A 20,185-nucleotide genomic window follows, 5' to 3' on the forward strand; every position below is an offset into this window, starting at 1 on the left:
GATCGTGCAGTTGACCCCGTCGATCGTGCAGATACCGATCCGTGTCAGGCCGCGTGGGCGTGAATCCGCGCGGCGAGGGGACCCGTCTCGTCGATGGCGCCGGCAGAATCCACCGTCCACGCCGACATCTGTTCCTCGCCGATCCATGCCCGCGCCCGCGCCGGGTCGGTGTACATCAGGGTCGCAGCGGCCTGCGCGGTACCGACTCGATCGGCGACCACCGTCACCGACGCCAGGTCGGAGACGGGTCGTGGGTCGAAGGGGCCGCGCGCCAACGCGGCGATGTCGGCTTCCGACACCGTGGCCACCGCGTGCCCCTGCGGCAGTTCGAGGTCGTCGATCCCCTGCACGCTCGCGATGTGCCATCCACCGAGCGGTCGGTGGCCGGCGGTCGCGGTGACACCGCCGACGGACACGAGGACCCCGCAGCCGAGGCGTTCGGCCACGACGTGCGCGGAATGGTCGGCGAGGAACGCGCGGGCGGTCTCGAGGAGTTCGATGCGGACATCGGCGGGGACGGTGACGCAACCGTCCCCCAGTCGGGGTCGGTGCCAGACCGGAACGGGCGAGACGGTTCGCATGACGACGGGCAGCGGCCCGTCGGTGGTGAACGTCAGATGCGGCATGTGGCGGTAGTCGGGGACCGCGCTGCGCCGAACCGCCTGCGTCGCACCGTGAGTGAGGTCGGCATGGAACAGCGCCTCGGTGAGGATCTGCTCGAACAGCACGCTGATCATCACCGGGGTACCCGCGGCCAGGTCGACGGCATGGATCTCGGCCGAGGCACGGCGACGGTTGACGGTGAGGTCGATGTTCTCGGCGTGGCGCGCGACCTCCCGTCGGGCGGATTCGAGTGCTGCGGGCTCGGTCACCGACACGGTGATGTCGGTGTCGAGACCGGTCAGGGAGGTGGTGGCGATCATCGTCGACTCCTGCGTCGGTGGCGGTTGGCTGATGAGGACCATCGTCGGCGCGCACCCTGGGCGCTTCCTGTGAGCCACCCGACAGACGCCTTGGGGTTCGCGGAACTGCACGATCGATGCGGCGGACTGCCCGATCGGCGGCGTTGAGTGCACGATCGACGGCGTCAACTGCCCGATCGACGGCGTTTAGTGCACGATCGATGCGGGTGAGTGCCCGATCGGCGGGGTCAGGTGGTGAGGGTGCGACTGGTGTCCTTCAGGTCGACACCGCTACGGCCCAGTGCACGAGCGCCTTCCACCAACGCGGCCACCACACGTGCGGCGCCGGCATAACTCTGTCCACCGGGCGGGTGGATGTTGGAGATGCAGTTGCGTTCGGAATCGGCCCGCCCCGGCCGCGGCAGGTGGGTGAGGTAAATGCCGACACTGTCGGCGACCGACAACCCCGGCCGCTCCCCGATCACCACGATCAGTGTCCCGACCTTCTGGGCGGCGCCGATGTGATCGCCGAGCGCGACGCGCGCCTGCGTGGCGATCACCGGTGTGGCGATCGAATAGGTCGGTGCCAGAACGTCGTTGATCGCGGTCACGACGCCGGCGGCGTGTTCGGTGAGCGCGATCGGCGAGAGACCGTCGGCGAGGACGATGCCGATGTCGGCGTCGGCCTGTGCCACCGCGAAATCCTCGCCCGGAGTCCGCCCGAAGTCGGGTCGTCGCAGATATTCGCTGCGATCGGCCGCCCGGCTGGCGACCACCTCGGGGGTGCCGAGTCCAATCGCCTCGATCGAGGCCACCAGCCCCTCGACGTCGAGGGGATGGTGCACGGCATCGCGGGCCGCGGCGTGTGCGGCGGCGAACTCCAGCACCCGTGCCGTGGGCAGGGAGTCACCGGCGCGCCCCAGCCCGATACGCGCGGCGGTGTTCTCGCGCAGCATGTCCCAGAGATCGCTCACGAGTGTGCTGCCGTCGCGTCGGTGAGTGCGCGCAGCGGCGAGGCCTCGGGTGCGAGGTCGAGGATGCGACCTCCCGCGTCGAGCATGCCGACCGAGTCGAGCCACGCCTCGAACTCGGGTGCCGGCCGCAACCCGAGGACGCGACGGGCGTACAACGCGTCGTGGAACGACAGGCTCTGGTAGCCGAGCATCACGTCGTCGGCGCCGGGGACGGTGATCACGAACGGCACACCCGCCGCGCCGAGGAGCGTGAGCAGGGTGTCCATGTCGTCCTGGTCGGCCTCGGCATGATTGGTGTAGCAGACGTCGACACCCATCGGGAGGCCGAGGAGTTTGCCGCAGAAGTGGTCTTCGAGGCCGGCGCGGATGATCTGCTTGCCGTCGAAGAGGTACTCGGGCCCGATGAACCCGACGACGGTGTTGACGAGCAACGGATCGAGTTCGCGCGCAACGACATAAGCGCGGGTCTCGAGAGTCTGCTGATCGACCGGCTCCCCACCGGTGCCGATGTGTGCGCCCGCCGAGAGCGCCGAGCCTTGACCGGTCTCGAGGTACATCACGTTGTCGCCGACGGTGCCGCGCCGCAACGACTTCCCGGCCTCGTTGCCCTCGCGCAACACGGCCAGGTCGACCCCGAACCCGTGGTTGGCGCCCTCGGTCCCGGCGACCGACTGGAACACGAGATCGACGGGCGCACCGGCCTCGATCAGCCCGATCGTGGTGGTGACGTGCGACAGCACGCACGACTGCACGGGGATCGCGTACCGCACGCGGATGTCGTCGAGCAGGTGCAGCAGATCGGAGGTGGCCTGCGGGGAATCGGTGGCGGGGTTGATGCCGATCACCGCATCACCGCAGCCGAGCAACAGTCCGTCGAGCGTGGCTGCGGCGATCCCGAGCGGATCGTCGGTCGGGTGATTGGGCTGCAGCCGGGTGGTCAGTGTTCCCGGCAACCCGATCGTGGTGCGGAATGCGGAGGTGACGCGACACGCCTTCGCGACGGCGATGAGGTCCTGGTTGCGCATCAACTTGCTCACCGCGGCGACCATCTCAGGGGTCAACCCGGGCCCGAGCGCGGCGAGTGTCGACGCGGCGTCGGGTCCACTCGCGACCGACAGCAGGTGATCGCGTAATCCACCGACGGTCAACGACGCGACCGGGGCGAACGCGGCCGTGTCGTGGCTGTCGATGATGAGCCGCGTGACCTCGTCGGTCTCGTACGGCATCACGAGGTCTTCGAGGAACGTGGTCAGCGCGACGTCGGCGAGTGCCCACTGCGCGGCGGCACGTTCGAGGTCGGTCTGCGCCGCGCAACCGGCGAGTTCGTCGCCGCTACGCCGCGGTGTCGCCTTGGCGAGCAGCTCGACGAGGGAGGCGAAGGTGAAGGTGGTGCCGCCGAGCGTCTGTCGGTAGGTCGACACGCCTCACGCCACCTCGCCGTCGGCGAGCAGCGCGAACTCCTCGTCCGGCGACCCGGCCACCAGATGCCGGCGGCTGTAGAGACCGAAGTACGCCATGAACGCCGCGAACGCGCCGAGTGTCCACAGAGCGGCGGTGGTGTCGACGAGGAACGTCGCGATGACCGCGGCGACGGCGATGACCAGCGCGAAACCGGTGGTCACGATGCCCCCGGGGGTGCGGTAGGGGCGTGGCATCTCGGGCTCGCGGACCCGCAGCACGATGTGGCTGATCATCATCAACACGTAGCTCAGTGCGGCCCCGAACACGGCCATGTTGAGCAACATCGCGCCCTCGCCGATGAAGGTGAGTCCGAACCCGATGACGCCGGGGATGATCAGGGCCCACACCGGCGCCTTGCGGTTGTTGGTGAGCGACAGCGACGTCGGGAGGTAGCCGGCGCGGGAGAGCGCGAAGGTCTGACGAGAGTAGGCGTAGATGATCGAGAAGAAGCTCGCGATCAGACCGGCCAGGCCGATGTAGTTGACCACCGTCGCCGCGGTGCCGTCGCCGAGCGCCTCGACCAGCGGGTTGCCCGAGCCGGAGATCTCGTCGGCCCCCATCGCCCCGGTGGCCAGCACCAGCACCACCGCGCCGGTGACCACCAGCATCAGCATCGCGACGATGATGCCGCGCGGGACGTTGCGCTCGGGGTTCTCGGCCTCCTCGGCGGCGAGCGGCACGCCCTCGACGGCGAGGAAGAACCAGATCGCGAACGGGATGGCCGACCAGATGCCCAGATAGCCGTTGGGGAGGAAGCTCGACGACCCGGCGGCGTCGGGGTCGGCGGCGATGTTGGTCAGGTTCGAGGCGTCGAACATGCCCGCGGCCGCGACGGCGAAGACGATGAGTCCGACCAAGGCGATCCCGGTGATGACGAACATGGCCTTCAGCGCCTCACCCGCGCCCACCAGGTGGACGCCGATGAAGATCGCGTAGGCGGCGAGATACACCCACCAGCCGTCGGTGATCCCGAACAGGTTCAGCGATTCGACGTAGGCGCCGATGAACGTGGCGATCGCGGCCGGCGCGATCGCGTACTCGATGAGAATGGCCGTGCCGGTGGCGAATCCGCCCCACGGTCCCATCGCGCGCCGGGCGAAGGTGTAGCCACCACCCGCGGCCGGCAGCGCCGACGACATCTCGGCCATGCCCAGCACCATCGCCAGATACATCGCGGCGATGACGATCGCAGCGATCAGGAGACCACCGAAACCGCCCTCGCCCAGTCCGCCGTTCCACCCGGCGTAGTCGCCGGAGATGACGTAGCTGACGCCGAGACCCGCAAGCAGGACCCACCCCGCGGTCCCCTTCTTCAGCTGTCGTTTCTCGAGGTAATCACTTTCGGCACCTGCGCCTTTCGGCGCTGCGGTCACCGGCGGGGCGGACTTGTCGATCGTCATGACCGGACGCTAGACCCGTTGTGAGACCTCCGGGTGATATCGGCTTTTCGGGCATGTTTCGTTCACCGCCTCTGAACTTTTCTCGCCCTCTCGGTCCCCTTTCGCACGCTGATGCATTGTTCGCACGCTTTCGTGACGTTCGCACGCTGCCGGCGGCATGCGATCAGCGCGAGACGGCGCGAACGCCTGGGAGGTGACTCGGTCAGCTTCCCGACACAAGTCCCTGCAGACCGCCGATCGGCGCGATGGGCTCACGGGTGTGTCGGTGTACCCACACCGCCCGACCATGGAGGACCAGGGGATCCATCGGCGCCTGCCCGTCGAACGCCGGCCACAACACCCACTGCGACGCGGCGAGATCACCCTGGACCAGATCGGCCACCCACACTGTGGTGTCTGGCTCGTCTGCATCGACGGTGTGGCAGGAACTCTCCGTGTAGATGTGCGCGCGTCCATCCGGGCCTCGAACCTCGACCGCAGCCATGCCGTCAGCGGAGATGAAGAGGTTCCACACCGCATCGCGGTCGTCCCAGCAGTAGGCCTCCTCCCCCGTCTGCAGGAACGGCACGTCAGCCCGGACAGTCGTGATCGCCGCCGCCCAGTGCTCCGGCGGAACGCCCGGGCCCACAACGGAACCGTCTGGCCAGAAACCCCAGTGCGCCGCATCGTGGAAGAAGCAGTTCAGCGACGGATACATGCCGCGAACCTATGAGGTTCACGACGCGTTCCGCATCCGATTTCCCCGGCGTCGGCGCCGATCACTCCAACACGGACGCACGGAAGTGAGATGCTCGCGCGGTGATCGATACTTTCGCGAAGGAGTACCTGCACGCAGAGCTTCGAGAGGCGCGGGAATCGGTGATCTGGAAGCTCGAGGGCCTTTCCGAGTACGACCTGCGTCGTCCCCTGACACCGACTGCGACAAATCTACTGGGCTTGATCAAGCACCTGACGCGAACCGAAGCGCTGTACTTCGGCGACGTGTTCGGTCGGCCGTTCCCGGAGCCTGTACCGGGGAATTCCGGCGCAGAACCGAATGCGGACAAATGGGTCGCCGCCGACGAATCACGCGATGAGATCCTCGATCGATACGGACGGGTGACGGCCCATGCGGACGAGACCATCGACGCTTTGGCCGTCGACGCACCCGGCGTCGTTGCGCACTGGCCTCGTCCCGAGGTGCGACTGTTCAACGTCCTCGTACATGTCCTCGGCGACACGAACAGACACGCGGGCCACATCGACATCCTGCGTGAGGGGATCGACGGTTCCGTGGGACTCGACAGAGAGACCGCGAAGCTCCTCGACCTCGGACGCGGATACTGGGAATCCCACTACGCACGAGTCCAACGAGCAGCGGACCGTCATCGCCCCGACTGACGAACGTCAGTTGTCGACGTCCGTATCGGGGTGGCGCTCGGCCTGGACACAGTGCCGAGCGGGTTCGTGCTCAGATCCTGGCCCGAGCCGGAACCTCCTTGGCCAGCGCGATCGTGACACCACCGAGCAGAGTGCCGGTGACACGCCGTTGCCAGGTCGCCCAGCTCGGGCTCCGCGTGAGGAAGCCGGCCACGGTCGCCGCACCGACGATGAGCGACGCGTTGACGACCATGCTCACCGTGATCTGCAGCGCGCCGAGGGTGATGCCTTGGGCGAAGTGATGTCCTCGGTTCGGGTCGATGAACTGCGGGATGAGCGTCAGGTACATGATCGCCGCTTTGGGGTTGAGCAGGTTGGTCACCAGGCCCATGGTGAACAGACGCGCAGAGCTGTCGCGCGGTAGATCGGCGACCTCGAACACCCCTCTGCCACCGGGCCGCAACGCTTGCCAGGCCAAGTAGGCCAGATACGCGACGCCCGCCGACTTGAGCCCGATGAACAGCCACGGGACGGCGACGAACACGACGGCGAGGCCGAGGTTCGCCATCATCATGTAGGCGACGAAGCCCACGCCGGTTCCGGCCAACGAGACCAACCCCGCCCGTCGACCCTGCCCGATGCTCCGGGACACCAGATACATCATGTTCGGCCCCGGAGTCAGCACCAGCACCAACGCGGTGAGGATCATCCCGGACGCCGCTGACATCGAGATCGGCAACGGATCGTCAGGCGTGTCCATGACCACAGCCTGAACGAACACACCGACGCCGCTCAAAGCATTTTCCGTGCGATGACGCCGTCGTAGGCTTGCGACGATGACCCTGAAGATGCCGTCGCCGGCCGACGAGCAGCGCACTCGGCGCACTCGCATCCTCGTCGCGATCGCCGCGCTGCTCGCGATCCTGGTGATCGTGTTGGCCATCGGGGTGTCGTGCTCCGGCGACGACGAGCCGGTGCCCGCGGGGACCTCGAGTGTCCCGTCCTCCACCGCCACCACACCGTCGACTCCGGCCACCACGCCCGATCCGACGACCACCGCCGCAGAGACCGCGCAGGCACCCGCGACGACACAGGCGCAGACCACCGAACAGGCACCCGGCCCGGCCGAGGAGAAAAACCCGCCGGGGCAGAAGAAGCGCGACGACCCGGGCCCCGGCGCGGGAGGCCCGGCCGGCGGACCGGGACGGCCGGAGAAGGAACCCCGCTGACGCCTGCGGTCAGAAGGACGAGTGCGGCGCTCCGATGCCAGGATCTATCCGGAAAGGGCCCGATGCGCTGGGCGCGACCGGGAAGTCGAAGATCGCAGTCGGGATGTACACCGTCGCACAGGCATTCGGGATGTCGACGACACCTGAGAGGCGACCCTCGATCGGTGCCGCGCCCAACAGGAGATAGGCCTGCTCCGGGGAGTACCCGAACTTGGTGAGGTAGTCGATCGCGTGCAGACACGCCCGTTGATAGGCGAGGTGCGAGTCGAGGTAGCGCTGCTCACCGTCGAGGGTGACCGATGTGCCGGAGAAGGCGAGGAACTCCGAGTACTGCGGATCGGTGTTGCCGGGCATGAAGATCGCGTTCTCGCTGACCCCGTAGGTGCTCATCCCGTCGCGGAGGATCTCCACCCGCAGATCGATGAATCCACCCATCTCGATCGCGCCGCAGAAGGTGATCTCGCCGTCGCCCTGCGAGAAGTGCAGGTCGCCGACCGAGAGGTTCGCGCCGTCGACGAAGACGGGGTAGAAGATGCGGCTGCCCTTCGTCAGGTTCTTGATGTCCTGGTTGCCGCCGTTCTCGCGCGGCGGGGCGGTCCGCGCGCCCTCGGCCGCGACGGCATCGAACGCGTCTCCGGTGAGCGATCCGAGGATCGCGCTGTCCGGCAGTGGTGGGAGTGCCAGCGGCGGCACGCGGTCGGGATCGGTCGCGATGAGCGCGGCCTCACGCGTGTTCCACGTGCTCAGCAGGTTCTTCGAGGGCGCCGTGCCCATCAGGCCCGGATGGACGATGCCGGTGAACTCGACGTGCGGGACGTGCCGCGACGTCGTCTTCTGGCCGCTGAAATCCCAGATCGCCTTGTAGGCGTCGGGGAACTGCTCGGTGAGGAAACCGCCGCCGTTGAGGGTGGGGAAGATGCCGGTGTACCCCCAGCCCTGCCCCGCCAGCGGCCCCGAATCCTCCTGCGGGATGGGCCCTATGTCGAGGATGTCGACGATGAGCAGATCGCCCGGTTTCGCGCCGTCGACCGCGATCGGCCCCGACAACACGTGGACACCGGCGAGCGGGGCATCACGGATGTCGTCGGCGGAGTCGTCGTTGACGATCGCGCCGTCGAACCATTCCCGGCAGTGCACCCGGAACGACTCACCGGCCTTGACGGTCACCGCGGCAGGGATGTCGGGATGCCACCGGTTGTGACCCACCTTCTCCTGCGCGGTGAACGGCTTGGTGGAATCCAACGGGAAGATCAACTCGGGCATGAGGTTTCCGATCTGGTGGGGGTTCCGGTGCGTTTCAGGGCCTGGGCAGGCGCCGGTGGCGGGCGTCGGTCGACACCTGTCGCCGGTGGCGACGGGAGCCCGTCGCAGGGACCGACGACGTGACCCGCGGGGATTCCGCGGTCGCGGCGGTGGCGTCGCGCAGCCGCATCCCGACCGAACCCCCGTGCCCCACAGCGATCGGATCGAACCGTCGCCGCGCAACCTCGCCGCAGTCGGGACAATCGATCCGGTCGGGCACCGACGCCATGGAATACGCGCGCTCGACGTCTCCGCACCCCTGATCACAACGGAATCCGTACAGCGGCATCGCGGCTCCTTCGCGGTCTGAAGAGAACGTAGGGGGAACGCTAAGGCGACCCGAGACACCTGTCCACCGGAGAGACCTGACGGCGGTGCCCTCTCAGGGACGTCGCCTATCCTTGGACGGCCATGACTGAGCCCTTCACCCCCGGACCCCACGATCCCCAGCCCGACGAGCCCGGATCCGAGCCCACCGCCGGACCCGACCCGTCGTCACGACGGACCACGATCCTGCTGGCCGTGTCGGCGGTGGCCGCGGTACTGATCGTGATCGCGGCGATCCTCATCGCGACCTCCGGCTCGAGCGACTCCCCCACGGCCTCGAGCGCATCGACGTCGTCGACAACGACCGAGACGGTCACCGTCACCCCGAGCACCACCGAGGAGACCACGACGACCGAGGAGACGACGACCACCACCGACGAGACGTCGACCGAGGACCCCCCGTCGACGACGCCGTCGGACACCGCATCCGACGGGCGCGACGCCGCCGTGTACGACTGCGCGGGCAACGCCCAGGTACGGCCCACCGAGATCACCTCGATCTACTGCGGCGACAACGCGGTCTCGTTGACCAACCTGCAGTGGACTCGTTGGGGTGCGCGCGAAGCGGTCGGCAGCGGCACCGAGGTGCGCAAGGTCTGCGAACCCAACTGCGCGCAGGGATCCGAGGTGGGTCAACAGGTGACCGTCGTTCTCGGCGACGTCACCAAGCGCGCCTTCGGCACCGTCACGGTGACCGACGAGAACGGCACCGCGAAGAGCTACCGACTCACCGGCAACGCCCCGAACTGACGCCCGCGGAATCCGGTACGCTATTCCCGGGACACGATGTCGGCCGCTGCACTAGATTTCGTCGCGGCACCTGCCACGTCAGACGTCCGGTTCGGGGTCGGCTGAACCGAGAGTCATGCCCTTGATGCTGCGTACGCGCCTGTTCGGCGTCCTCGTCACCCTTCTCGTGTCGATCGCCCCCGCGGCCGTGGTGGCCGCACCCGTGTCCGCGGCTCCTACCGTCGCCGTGTCCGATCGTGCTGTCGGGCAGACGATCTCGTACAACACCGGCGCGCCGGGTCAGTGCACCTGGGGCGCGATGGAGAAGTTCCGCGCCTACTCCGGCCGTTACGCCGCGCTCGCCGGGAACGCCTCCGACTGGTACCGCAACGCCCGGGCGACAGGATGGTCGACGTCGGTCATCCCCCGACCGTTCGCGATGGTCGTGTTCCCGCCCGGCGTCGCCGGCGCGAGCCGATACGGCCACGTCGGTTGGGTCGACGCACTCCGCCGCGTCGGTGCGTCGACGTGGCTGCACATGTACGACATGAACGGACCGGGCGGACCGTTCGCGACCCGATGGACGTGGATCCGTCACGTGCCCGGCATGGGCTACATCCTGGCGCCGCGGGCCTGAAGGGGCGCGACCTCGACAAGGCTCCTGACATCGGGGACGCGTAGCGTTCGCAATCGTGCGTATCGCGACGTGGAATGTGAACTCCATCCGGGCCCGCAGCGAACGGGTGGTCGACTGGCTCGAGCGCCACGACGTCGACGTCCTGGCGATCCAGGAGACCAAGTGCACCGATGAGCAGTTCCCGGCGATGGGTTTCGCCGCCGCCGGCTACGACCTCGCTACTCTCGGCCACAACCAGTGGAACGGCGTGGCCATCGCCTCCCGTGTCGGCATCGACGACGTCGCACGCGGATTCGACGGCCAACCGGCCTTCGGCAAGGCCGACGCCGAGAAGATCGTCGAAGCACGTGCGATCGGCGCCACCTGCGGCGGCGTCCGCGTATGGAGTCTCTACGTTCCCAACGGCCGCGATCTGGCCGATCCGCACTACGAGTACAAGCTGGCGTGGCTCGATGCGCTCCGCACGGCCGGCGCCGCGTGGCTCGCCGAGCACCCCGATGCCCAGATCGCTCTCACCGGCGACTGGAATATCGCGCCGACCGACGACGATGTCTGGGACACCGCCTATTTCGCCGACAAGACCCACACCTCACCCCGCGAGCGGGCCGCGTTCGACGCCGTCGTCGATGCCGGTTTCGCCGATGTGGTGCGACCGTTCACCCCAGGCCCCGGGGTGTTCACCTACTGGGACTACACCCAACTCCGCTTCGCCCGACGCGAGGGGATGCGCATCGACTTCGCACTGTGCTCACCCGCCCTTACGGCCCGGGTCACCGGAGCGGAGATCGATCGACAGGAACGAAAAGGCAAGGGCGCCAGCGATCATGCCCCGGTGATCGTCGAACTGGACTGAGCTGCGCCAGGGACGGAACTCAGGCCGCTGCGGCCGAGAGGGCAGGCTTGAGCTTGTCCAGCGCGTACGGGATCGACAGCGCCGACGGCAGATTGAGCGCGGTGATGGCCACCGTATCGAGTTGGGCGACCGCATTCCGCTTCACCGAATCGAGCTGCCCGTAACCGGGGAGGTCTTTCAGGGTCGCCGCGAGTTGCGGCGACGAGGCGGCGACCACCAGCAGGTCGGAGTTCAGCTCGGGAATGTTCTCGGTGCTGATGGGAAAGCGCGGCATCTTCTGCTGTGCGGCAACGGCCTGCAGGCGCTGCGGGATCGTCAACCCCAGGTCGGCGAAGAGGGAGGCCGCGCCATCCATGGGATCGCCGAACACCTGGATCTGATCGGCCGAGTACAGGTAGGCGAAGGTGAACGTCTTCCCGGCGAGCCCCGGGTTGGCCTTCTTCACCTCGGCCACCTGACCCTGCACGCCGTCGATGATCTCCGTGGCCTTGTCCTTCTGCCGGAGGATGGTGCCCAGCAGCGTGATCTGGTCCTGCCACGGATCGATCTGCGCGCCGGTGAGACTGGGGATGGTCGGGGCGATGGCCTTGAGCTTGTCGATCTCGGCCGACTCGACCCCGAACCCCGGGAGAAGAATCAGATCGGGATCGGCCGCTGCGATCTGCGACACGCGGTCGCCGGTCAGGTCGATCTGCTTCGCCGAGCCCACCTTGTCCTTCACCCACGGGGACACCGAACCGCCCTGCATCTGCGCGGTGACGCCGTAGGCGGCCGGGGTCACACCGAACGCGGCGACGGCGTCGGTCCACTGGTCACCGATCGCGACGATCCGCTTCGGGACCGAGGTGATGGTGACCGAGCCGGCCGAGGTGTTGATGGTGACCGGCGCGACCGAACCCGAGGCGTCGTCGTTCTCCGACGGCGCACTACACGCCGACGTCCCCAGCGTGAGCGCACCGATCACCGCGACCGTGAGAGCCGCGAGGCGGCGTCGTGACATCATCGTTCTCCTCGAGACGTGTTGTGCTGCAGTCGGGTGACTGCGTGACTGATCAGACCGTGCAGGGCAGAAGGGCGAGACCGGCGACGGCGCACGTGCTCGAATTCGACAGCTTCCACTTGCCGTCGGCCCACACCCACGACAGCGCCTGGGTCTTCGATCCCTGGCCGGCCAGCGTCATCTGCAGCGTCGCGTTGAGCGTCGTGCCGTTCACGGTCACCGGGTCGATGATCCGGTAGGTGAACCCGGCGCCGCTCACGCGCAGCAGGTTCGCGACACCGTCGACCGACCCGAGACCCCGGGCGCCGGACTGCAGTTCGTCGGCGCGGGCAGCGCGGGACGCCCCGGTGTTCATCAGGATCCGCACCTTGGTGTTCAGCTGGCCGGCGGTGAGGGCCTGCGGCGCGGCGACCGGGGCGGCGGGTGCGGCCTGCTGCGGCGCCGCCTGCTGGGGCTGGGCTGCGGGGGGCGCCGCCGGGGCAACAGGTGCGGTTCCCGCGCCCGCACCGCCGTCGCTCTCGGGAACCTGCTCGGCTGCCGGTGCGGCGGCGGCAGGGGCGCCGGGTGCCGCAGAGGCGCTCGCGGTCGCAGCCGGCGGGGCCGCCTGCGCAGCAGCCTGCTGGGTGAGTCCGGATTGGGCGGCACCGAGATTGACGACGGTCGGCGTCTGCGCCGACGCACTCGGCTCGCCGTCGATGTCTCCCGAGATCACGAGGCCGACGACACCGATGGTCACGATGATGGCCGAGACGACCGCGGCGACACCGGCGGATGCGAGCACGGTGGGCAGGTTCACCGAGGAGGTCCGCTTCGACGATGAGGTCGCGGCGGCGGGCTCGTGGTGCTCGGCCCCGTGGTGCTCGGCCCCGTGGCGTTGCAGCCCGTCGGATTCACGCGAGTAGGGATCGCCCTGGGTCATGTCGTGTGGTCTCCTCGTGGCAGCGCGAACGGTGTCGTCCACGGTGTGGTCCGAATATAGGTGAGGCTAACCTCAATCGCCAAACGGCGATGTCAGCTGATCCCATCGGCGAACCTGCGATAGCCGTCGAGGTCGGGCCGCATCCCTGCCGCGACGAGCTCCCACAACACCTCGTCGGCGCCACCGCCGACCCTCGCCAACTTCATGTCCCGCCACCACCGGGCGAGCGGCGTCTCGTCGAGCAGATACCCCGAGCCGCCGAAGATGTGCATGCACTCGCCCATGACCTCCTCGCCGAGTCGGGCGGCGGTCACCTTCAGCGCCGATGCGGTCCGGAGATCGAGTCGGCCCGTCGCCGCAACGCCGGAGAGCGACAGCCTCAGCATCTCTACCCGCGCATGCAGATCGGCCACCCGCAGGCGCAGGGCCTGGTGCTCGAAAAGTGTGCTGCCGAACTGAGTTCGATCCTGCATCCTGGCGACGGTGATACCCAGCACCATCTCGCATGCCGCCGCGACCTGACCGGCGATGGACAGCCGTTCGTGGGCAAGCCCCCAGCTCACCATGGCCAGACCCGTTCCGGGACGGCCAATCAGGTGATCCGCGGGCACCCAGGTGTCGATCTCCACCGGGGCGGTGTCGAGTGGTGCGGCGCCGGCCTTGGTCCACGGCGCATGCACGGTGACGTCCCGGGTGGGCACCAGCACGAGGGCGACGTTACCGTGCGCCGCCGACCCGTCGGCCGAGGTGTCCCGCGCGACCACCAGGATGTGGTCGGCGATGGGCGACAGCGACACGAACTTCTTGTGGCCGCGAATCCGGAACCCGTTGCCCTCCGGCGTGATCGACGTCTCCACGATCTGCAGATCCGAGCCACCCGACGACTCCGACGCCGCGAGACACAGGACCGCCTCACCGGCGATGGCCGCCTCGGCCGCGGCCCGCAGGGTCTCCGACCGCCCACCGAACCGGCGTAGAACCGCGATGGCCGAGTCGTGCAGGCTCACCCCGACTCCGATACCCGCCGATCCCAGGCGGCCCAGCGCGAACGACAGCGCCACCAGCTTCTCGATGTCGGGAGTGGTGGCGGTGCCCCACTTCTCCGCGAAGACGCCTGCGGCGCCCAGTCTCTCGATCAGACGCCGCGGGAAGTGGGCGGTGGTCTCGGCCTCGTCGACCCACCCGCGGAGCTCGTCGTCGAAGACCTCGTCGAGCAGCTGCCGGTAGTCGCCCGGAGCGGCGACGACGCTCACGTCCACGCCCCCGACTCGACCAGATCGCGGGTCGCGAGGCGGCGGAGCTTGCCCGAGGTCGTCCGCGGTATCGAACCGGGTTGGGTGAACACCACGTCGGTCGGGACCACGCCACAGTCGGAGGCGACGGCCGACATCACCGCGGACCGCATCTGCGGCAACGCTTCCGACCCGGCACGGGTCTCGGCGACGACAACGAGTCCCGGGCGGCCCGCCCGCCGTGACACGGCGACGACCCCTCCACGCCGTACGCCGTCGACCCCGGCGGCCGCGCGCTCGATCTCGACGGGGAACAGGTTGCGACCGGCGACGATCACGATCTCCTTCGACCGCCCGCAGATCACGAGCCGACCGTCGACGACGTACCCGAGGTCGCCGGTGGGAAACCATCCCCCGGGTTCGAGTCGGGGGTGACCGAGGTACCCCGACATCATCGAGGTACCCCGGATCTCGACCGCCCCGACGTCGCGTCCGCCGATCTCCGGGACCTCGATGTCGGCAGGGGTGATACGTATCTCCATGCCCGCCAGCGGTTCACCGAGCAGCGGATAGCGTCGCGCGATCGGCGTCCCGTCCTCGCCGCGCACCGTCACCTCGTCGTAGCGAGCACCCTCTCCGGGTGCGGGAACGGTCACCGCGCAGACCGATTCGGCCATCCCATAGGCCGGTGTCGCCGCCGCCGGATCGAATCCGACCGCCGACGCCTGGGCGAGGAACCGGTCGAACGCATCCGGGTCGATGGGTTCGCCGCCGCTGAGCGCGACCCGCAGGTGCGACAGGTCGGCGCCGGCGAGCAGTCGGCCGTAGCGACCGACGATGTCGTAGGCGAAGTTCGGGGCCGCGGTGATCGTGGCCTCGGAATCGGTGAGCCACTGCGGCCACCGGAACGGCGATGCCGCGAACGCCGAGTTCGGCGCCAGCCACAACGGGATGCCGGTGGACATCCCGGCGACCAGGAACGTGAGTCCCATGTCGTGGTAGAGCGGGAGCCAGCTCAGACCGATGTCGTCGGCGGCGTCGAGCCGGAGGCGTTCGACCAGCGCCGCGGTGTTCGTCGCGACCGCGTCGGCGGTCAGCACCGCCGTCTTGGGATCACCGGTCGACCCGGCCGTGCCCTGCAGGATGGCCGGCGCGTCGCCGACGAGGCCGACCGGGCTGTGGGCACGGGTGTCGATGCCGACTCCGACGAGATCGACGTGACCGATGTGCAGAGGACAGTCGACCGCAGTGAGCGCCTCCAACTGGTCGCCGGAGCCCAGCACGATGTCGACCCCGATGTCGACGAATCGTGCTGCGGTGCCGACCGCCCACCGCGCGTCGTCGGCACCGCGCACCGGTCCGGGCAGGATCGAGATCGCCGATCCCGAGAGCCACGCCGCATGTACCGCAGCCACCAGATCGGGACCCGGATCGCCGATCAGTCCGATCGCCGCGCCTGCGGGACGGCCGGCGCGGACGGTGTCGATCCAGGTCGCGATCTCCGTCGCACGCTCGCGGATCGTTCGCCACGGCCGCTGCACCCACTGCTCGGTGGACATGTCGAAGACCGACAGCACCGCGTCGCTGCCGCTGATCGCCGTGTCGATCAGTCGGGCCCAATCCCTGCGGTTCCCTTCATGATCGGTCCGATCATGCTGTGCCACTTCGCGCTCGGTCGGAACCACTGACATCGACGTACACCTCTCCAGTTCCCCGCCGTTTGTATATTAAGCCTAACCTAACCTAAGTTCGTCAGCAGTCGGCAACGAAGGGGAGTCACCATGGCGGTCGATACAACAGCGTCGGTCGATACAGCGGTGTCGGCAGATGTGATGTCGGCGGTCGGACAGGCGCTCGGCATCGATCCGGCCGATCTCGATCCGCGCGAAGACCTCATCGCCCAGGGCCTCGACTCGCTGCGGATGATGCGGCTCGCAGGTCAGTGGCGCAAACGCGGTCACGACATCGACTTCGCACGAATGGCACAAGAACCGACGATCGAGGCCTGGTCGCGTCTGGTCGACGGATCCGACGCAAACGAGTCCGACGCAGAACCCGCCGACACAGACCGGGTCGACACGGACGAACCCCCCTCCGGACAGGCCGCACCCGACCGATCCCCGTTCCCGCTCGCGCCCATGCAACACGCGTACTGGGTGGGTCGTTCCGACAGCCACGAGCTGGGCGGCGTCGCCGCTCATCTGTATGTCGAATTCGACGGCACGGCAATCGATCCGGAACGTTTCCGGGCGTCGGTGGCCGCACTACTCGAACGTCATCCGATGACACGGGTGGCGGTGGCCCCCGACGGCACCCAGCAGATCGGTTCCGCCCACCCGGAGACGGTGCGCGTGCACGATCTGCGGCGCAGGTCCGATCAGGCGGTCGAGGAGTTCCTCACCGCGCAGCGCCGAACGAACACCCACGCGATGCTGCCGATCGACGACGGTCAGGTGATCCGCGCCGATCTCACGCTGCTGCCCCGCGGCCGCACCCGGGTGCATCTCGACGTCGACATGATCGCCGCCGACGCCATGAGCTTCCGCGTCCTCGTCGACGACCTCGCCCGTATCCAACGCGGCGAGCAGTTGACCCCGCTCGGCACCGACTTCCGCACCCTGTCGGCGGCACGCACCTCGCGGCCCGCTCGTGACTCCGACGTCGCCTGGTGGCAGGCGCGCCTCGACGATCTCCCCGGCCCACCGGAGCTGCCGCGCACCGATACGACCGCTCTCGACTCTGGCGCGAACGGCTCGGCCACCACGGTCCGGCTGCACCACGTCATCGACGCCGACGACCGCGAGCGCCTCGAGAATCACGCGCACACCCGGGGCGTCACCCCTGCCACCGCGGTGGCCGCGATGTTCGCCGAGGCCGTCGGAACACACTCGGCCACGCCACGATTCCTTCTCACCGTGCCCCTGTTCGATCGCGACGCCACCCATCCCGACGTCGACCGCGTGGTCGGCGACTTCACGTCCTCCATCGTCGTCGCCGTCGATCTCACCGCCGAGCGCACCCTCGCCGAACGCGCCGCCGACATGCGATCGGCGATGCACGAGGCCGCGGCGCACGGCACGGTGGGCGGCCTCGACGTCCTGCGTGATCTCAGTCGTCGTCGCGGCGAACCGGTGGTGTCGCCGGTGGTGTTCACCAGCGCGCTCGGTCTCGGCGAGCTGTTCTCCCCTGCCGTGACCGAGGTGTTCGGTACGCCGTCGTGGATCGTGTCGCAGGGTCCGCAGGTTCTCCTCGACGCGCAGGTGACCGAGATCGACGGTGGGTTGCTGCTGAACTGGGATGTGCGCGCCTCCGATCTCGATCCGGCTGTGGCGCAGTCGATGTTCGACCACTACGTCCGCCTGTTGGACCTGCTGATCGCCGGCGACTGGGAGCATCCGGCACCGACGAGTGTGCCGGACGCGGTGATCGCCGAGCGGCGGGCCGTCGAGCATCCGCTGCCCGTCACCGACATTTTCGACGGCACACTGCACCGCCGCATCCTCGACCTCGGGTCGCACCGTTCGGGCACCCCGGCGCTCATCGACGGCGAATCGACCTGGGATCACGATGAACTCGCCGACCGTGCACGGCGTGTGGCGGGCGCACTGCGCGCGGCCGGTGTCGGAGCCGGTGACACCGTCGTCGTGACGATGCCCAAGGGCGCACCGCAGATCGTCGCGGCCATCGGCGTTCTCGCGGCCGGTGCCACCTACGTTCCGATCTCTCCATCGCAGCCGGCCGCCCGCCGCGACCGCATCGTTTCCGTCGCCAGCCCGTCGGCGGTGCTCACCGACCGACATGACCGCCTGACCGACATCGGGATCCCCGTCATCGCGTTCGACGACACCGCAGCAGCCGCGCCGCTCGACCCCGCCGACGACCCGAGCGGGCCCGACTCACTCGCGTACATCCTGTTCACCTCCGGATCGACCGGCATCCCGAAGGGGGTCGAGGTCCCCCATCGCGCCGCGGTGGCGACGCTGACCGACCTCGCCGACCGGTACGAGCTGTGCGCATCCGATCGCGCACTCATGGTGTCGTCGCTGGAGTTCGATCTCTCGGTGTTCGACGTGTTCGCACTGCTCGCCGTCGGCGGCTCGGTGGTCATCGGTGACGACGACCCCACCACCCGCGTCGACTCGTGGGCCCGCGCGCTGCACGAGGAATCGGTGACGGTGCTGAACTGCGTCCCCACCGTTCTGGGGATGCTTCTCGACATCACCGACATGCCCGGGTCGCTTCGGGTGGTGCTCACCGGCGGCGACCGGGTCGAGGTGCGCCACCTGCGCCGCATCGCCGAGCAGGTGCCGGGCGTGCGGGCCGCAGGCCTCGGCGGCACCACCGAGACGGCGATCCACTCCACCGTCTGCGAGCTCGCCGACATCGGCGAGCACACCGGATTCGTTCCCTACGGCACCCCTCTGCGCGGTGTGCGCTGCCGGGTCGTCGACGCGATCGGACGCGACCGCCCCGACTTCGTGCCGGGGGAACTGTGGATCGGCGGCGACGGGGTGGCCGCGGGATATCGGGGAGACCCCGACCGCACCGCCGACCGTTTCGTCGAGGTGGACGGCACACGCTGGTACCGCACCGGCGACGTCGCACGGTATCTCCCGGGGGCGTTCCTCGACTTCCTGGGCCGCGACGACCACATGGTGAAGATCCGAGGCCATCGCGTGGAACTCGGCGAGCTGGAGGCCGCGCTCCTCGGGCTCGAGCCGGTGTCGGCCGGGGTCGCCTGGACCGACGGACGCGATCTCCGTGCCGCGGTCGCCGTCGACCCCGCGAACAGCACGGACGCAGCCGAACTCACAGCCGCGCTCGGCGATCTGCTCCCGGCGCACATGATCCCGCGGTCGATCGCGGTCACCGATCGACTCCCGCTGACCGCCAACGGCAAGCTCGACCGCGCCCGTGTCGCCACGCAGTTCAGCGAGACGGACTCATCCGAGTCGATCGGCCCGCGTACACCGGTCGAGAAGGCGCTGGTGACGGTGCTCGAGACCATCCTGGAGACCCGGCCGATCGGTGTCACCGACGAATTCGTCGCCCTGGGTGGTGATTCGGTGCTCGCCACCCGGTTCGTGGCCGAGATCCGCCGGTGGCTCGCCGTTCCCGGTGCCACCGCATCGGTGACCGTCGCCGACATCTTCACCCGCCGCACCATCGCGGGACTCGCCACCCGACTCGACGAGCTGCACGGTGCGGCGATCACCGGGGTCGCCGAGGTGATGCTCGAGGTCCTGGGCCTCTCGGCCCGTGAGGTCGCCTCCGAACTCGACCAGGCCGACACGGGCTCGGCGGCTCCCGGTCTCTCCATCGTCCACCGCCGCATCGATCTCGACACCGACGTCGATCTCGTGCATCGCTGGCTCGCCCACCCCAAGTCGCATTTCTGGGACATGCTCGCCGCCACCCGCGAGGAGGTGGTCGCACTCATCACCCACGCCGACGCCAACGGTTTCGGGATGCGACTCGGCATCGTGAACGGCGAGCCGCAGTTCCTCTTCGAACTGTACGAGCCCCTGTCGAGCGAGCTCGCCGATGCGGGTACCGGTTACGTCCACTCACCGGGCGACATCGGCATGCACCTGCTGGTCGCCCCCACCGAGACCCCGGTCACGGGTTTCACCGAAGCGGTCATGCGCCACATCATGCGGACCGCGTTCACCGAAGCCGGCGCACGTCGTGTCGTCGTCGAACCCGACGTCCGCAACACCGCCGTCCACCGACTCAACGACCTCGTCGGGTTCCGCGTCGCGGGCGACCACCCCGTCGGCGACAAGACGGCGCGTCTGAGCTACTGCACAGCAAACGATTTCGGCGCGACAGAGACGGCCACCCGGTGACCGCCACGGTAT

At 68.7% G+C, this 20,185-nt stretch carries 18 protein-coding genes; 6 read left to right on the forward strand and 12 right to left on the reverse strand.

The genetic code is table 11. The annotated features are described in order from the left end of the window. Positions 1–44: 44 nt before the first annotated feature. The 5 genes from ACLBW1_RS11075 to ACLBW1_RS11095 all read right to left on the reverse strand — a co-directional run bounded on the left by ACLBW1_RS11075 (position 45) and on the right by ACLBW1_RS11095 (position 5,434). Positions 45–965: an FAD:protein FMN transferase gene (locus ACLBW1_RS11075; RefSeq protein WP_447811874.1), complete on the reverse strand. Its 921-nt coding sequence runs from the start codon at positions 963–965 to the stop codon at positions 45–47. A 185-nt stretch (positions 966–1,150) separates the two neighbouring features. After that, positions 1,151–1,858, reverse strand: coding sequence for an ethanolamine ammonia-lyase subunit EutC (eutC, locus tag ACLBW1_RS11080; RefSeq protein ID WP_447812163.1), 708 nt, complete (start codon positions 1,856–1,858; stop codon positions 1,151–1,153). A 14-nt stretch (positions 1,859–1,872) separates the two neighbouring features. Next, a complete protein-coding gene (locus ACLBW1_RS11085) occupies positions 1,873–3,297 on the reverse strand; it encodes an ethanolamine ammonia-lyase subunit EutB (protein ID WP_447811875.1) in 1,425 nt (474 codons plus the stop codon). Positions 3,298–3,300: 3 nt separating this feature from the next. Further along, complete coding sequence (gene eat / locus ACLBW1_RS11090; protein ID WP_447811876.1) at positions 3,301–4,737, reverse strand: ethanolamine permease; 1,437 nt, start codon at positions 4,735–4,737, stop codon at positions 3,301–3,303. Between the two features lie 202 nt (positions 4,738–4,939). Next, positions 4,940–5,434, reverse strand: coding sequence for a hypothetical protein (locus ACLBW1_RS11095; RefSeq protein ID WP_447811877.1), 495 nt, complete (start codon positions 5,432–5,434; stop codon positions 4,940–4,942). Between the two features lie 101 nt (positions 5,435–5,535). On the opposite strand from ACLBW1_RS11095, the gene ACLBW1_RS11100 reads away from it, so the two are divergent. After that, positions 5,536–6,117, forward strand: coding sequence for a DinB family protein (locus tag ACLBW1_RS11100; RefSeq protein ID WP_447811878.1), 582 nt, complete (start codon positions 5,536–5,538; stop codon positions 6,115–6,117). 70 nt (positions 6,118–6,187) lie between these two features. Here the strand turns inward: ACLBW1_RS11100 and ACLBW1_RS11105 are convergent, their stop codons facing one another. After that, a complete protein-coding gene (locus ACLBW1_RS11105) occupies positions 6,188–6,856 on the reverse strand; it encodes a LysE family translocator (RefSeq protein WP_447811879.1) in 669 nt (222 codons plus the stop codon). A gap of 76 nt (positions 6,857–6,932) precedes the next feature. On the opposite strand from ACLBW1_RS11105, the gene ACLBW1_RS11110 reads away from it, so the two are divergent. Then, positions 6,933–7,325 (forward strand): hypothetical protein, encoded by a 393-nt coding sequence (locus ACLBW1_RS11110; protein ID WP_447811880.1) that lies wholly within the window; start codon positions 6,933–6,935, stop codon positions 7,323–7,325. A 9-nt stretch (positions 7,326–7,334) separates the two neighbouring features. On the opposite strand, the gene fmdA is transcribed toward ACLBW1_RS11110, so the two are convergent. Both fmdA and ACLBW1_RS11120 read right to left on the reverse strand, forming a co-directional pair. Then, positions 7,335–8,588, reverse strand: a complete 1,254-nt coding sequence (gene fmdA, locus ACLBW1_RS11115) for a formamidase (protein WP_447811881.1) — start codon at positions 8,586–8,588, stop codon at positions 7,335–7,337. Between the two features lie 34 nt (positions 8,589–8,622). After that, positions 8,623–8,916 carry an FmdB family zinc ribbon protein gene (locus ACLBW1_RS11120; protein ID WP_447811882.1) on the reverse strand — a complete coding sequence of 98 codons (294 nt, stop codon included), beginning with the start codon at positions 8,914–8,916 and terminating at the stop codon, positions 8,623–8,625. Between the two features lie 122 nt (positions 8,917–9,038). Here ACLBW1_RS11120 and ACLBW1_RS11125 point away from each other — a divergent pair, with 122 nt between their 5' ends. The 3 genes from ACLBW1_RS11125 to ACLBW1_RS11135 all read left to right on the forward strand — a co-directional run bounded on the left by ACLBW1_RS11125 (position 9,039) and on the right by ACLBW1_RS11135 (position 11,173). Beyond that, the gene (locus ACLBW1_RS11125; RefSeq protein WP_447811883.1) at positions 9,039–9,704 is read left to right on the forward strand and encodes a hypothetical protein; all 666 of its coding nucleotides are present in this window, start codon (positions 9,039–9,041) and stop codon (positions 9,702–9,704) included. A gap of 115 nt (positions 9,705–9,819) precedes the next feature. Next, complete coding sequence (locus tag ACLBW1_RS11130; RefSeq protein WP_447811884.1) at positions 9,820–10,320, forward strand: CHAP domain-containing protein; 501 nt, start codon at positions 9,820–9,822, stop codon at positions 10,318–10,320. Positions 10,321–10,375: 55 nt separating this feature from the next. Then, complete coding sequence (locus ACLBW1_RS11135; protein ID WP_447811885.1) at positions 10,376–11,173, forward strand: exodeoxyribonuclease III; 798 nt, start codon at positions 10,376–10,378, stop codon at positions 11,171–11,173. A 19-nt stretch (positions 11,174–11,192) separates the two neighbouring features. On the opposite strand, the gene ACLBW1_RS11140 is transcribed toward ACLBW1_RS11135, so the two are convergent. The 4 genes from ACLBW1_RS11140 to mbtM form a co-directional block, all read right to left on the reverse strand. Next, the gene (locus ACLBW1_RS11140; RefSeq protein WP_447811886.1) at positions 11,193–12,176 is read right to left on the reverse strand and encodes an ABC transporter substrate-binding protein; all 984 of its coding nucleotides are present in this window, start codon (positions 12,174–12,176) and stop codon (positions 11,193–11,195) included. Positions 12,177–12,225: 49 nt separating this feature from the next. Continuing rightward, a complete protein-coding gene (locus tag ACLBW1_RS11145; protein ID WP_447811887.1) occupies positions 12,226–13,092 on the reverse strand; it encodes a hypothetical protein in 867 nt (288 codons plus the stop codon). Between the two features lie 92 nt (positions 13,093–13,184). Then, positions 13,185–14,345: an acyl-CoA dehydrogenase family protein gene (locus tag ACLBW1_RS11150; RefSeq protein ID WP_447812164.1), complete on the reverse strand. Its 1,161-nt coding sequence runs from the start codon at positions 14,343–14,345 to the stop codon at positions 13,185–13,187. Beyond that, complete coding sequence (gene mbtM / locus ACLBW1_RS11155) at positions 14,342–15,988, reverse strand: long-chain-fatty acid--ACP ligase MbtM (protein WP_447811888.1); 1,647 nt, start codon at positions 15,986–15,988, stop codon at positions 14,342–14,344. The genes ACLBW1_RS11150 and mbtM overlap by 4 nt, the downstream gene beginning before the upstream one ends. A gap of 117 nt (positions 15,989–16,105) precedes the next feature. Between mbtM and ACLBW1_RS11160 the strand changes: the two genes are divergently transcribed. Further along, positions 16,106–20,173, forward strand: coding sequence for a non-ribosomal peptide synthetase (locus ACLBW1_RS11160; protein WP_447811889.1), 4,068 nt, complete (start codon positions 16,106–16,108; stop codon positions 20,171–20,173). Positions 20,174–20,185 lie beyond the last annotated feature (12 nt).

The sequence above is a fragment of the Williamsia sp. M5A3_1d genome (genome assembly GCF_053345315.1).

Coding starts and splice junctions, on each gene's coding strand:
- ACLBW1_RS11145 (WP_447811887.1), bottom strand. CDS start 13,092: ATGACCCAGGGCGATCCCTACTCGCGTGAATCCGACGGGCTGCAACGC.
- eat (WP_447811876.1), bottom strand. CDS start 4,737: ATGACGATCGACAAGTCCGCCCCGCCGGTGACCGCAGCGCCGAAAGGC.
- ACLBW1_RS11130 (WP_447811884.1), top strand. CDS start 9,820: ATGCCCTTGATGCTGCGTACGCGCCTGTTCGGCGTCCTCGTCACCCTT.
- ACLBW1_RS11140 (WP_447811886.1), bottom strand. CDS start 12,176: ATGATGTCACGACGCCGCCTCGCGGCTCTCACGGTCGCGGTGATCGGT.
- ACLBW1_RS11110 (WP_447811880.1), top strand. CDS start 6,933: ATGACCCTGAAGATGCCGTCGCCGGCCGACGAGCAGCGCACTCGGCGC.
- fmdA (WP_447811881.1), bottom strand. CDS start 8,588: ATGCCCGAGTTGATCTTCCCGTTGGATTCCACCAAGCCGTTCACCGCG.
- ACLBW1_RS11160 (WP_447811889.1), top strand. CDS start 16,106: ATGGCGGTCGATACAACAGCGTCGGTCGATACAGCGGTGTCGGCAGAT.
- ACLBW1_RS11120 (WP_447811882.1), bottom strand. CDS start 8,916: ATGCCGCTGTACGGATTCCGTTGTGATCAGGGGTGCGGAGACGTCGAG.
- ACLBW1_RS11105 (WP_447811879.1), bottom strand. CDS start 6,856: ATGGACACGCCTGACGATCCGTTGCCGATCTCGATGTCAGCGGCGTCC.
- ACLBW1_RS11095 (WP_447811877.1), bottom strand. CDS start 5,434: ATGTATCCGTCGCTGAACTGCTTCTTCCACGATGCGGCGCACTGGGGT.
- eutC (WP_447812163.1), bottom strand. CDS start 1,858: ATGCTGCGCGAGAACACCGCCGCGCGTATCGGGCTGGGGCGCGCCGGT.
- ACLBW1_RS11125 (WP_447811883.1), top strand. CDS start 9,039: ATGACTGAGCCCTTCACCCCCGGACCCCACGATCCCCAGCCCGACGAG.
- ACLBW1_RS11075 (WP_447811874.1), bottom strand. CDS start 965: ATGGTCCTCATCAGCCAACCGCCACCGACGCAGGAGTCGACGATGATC.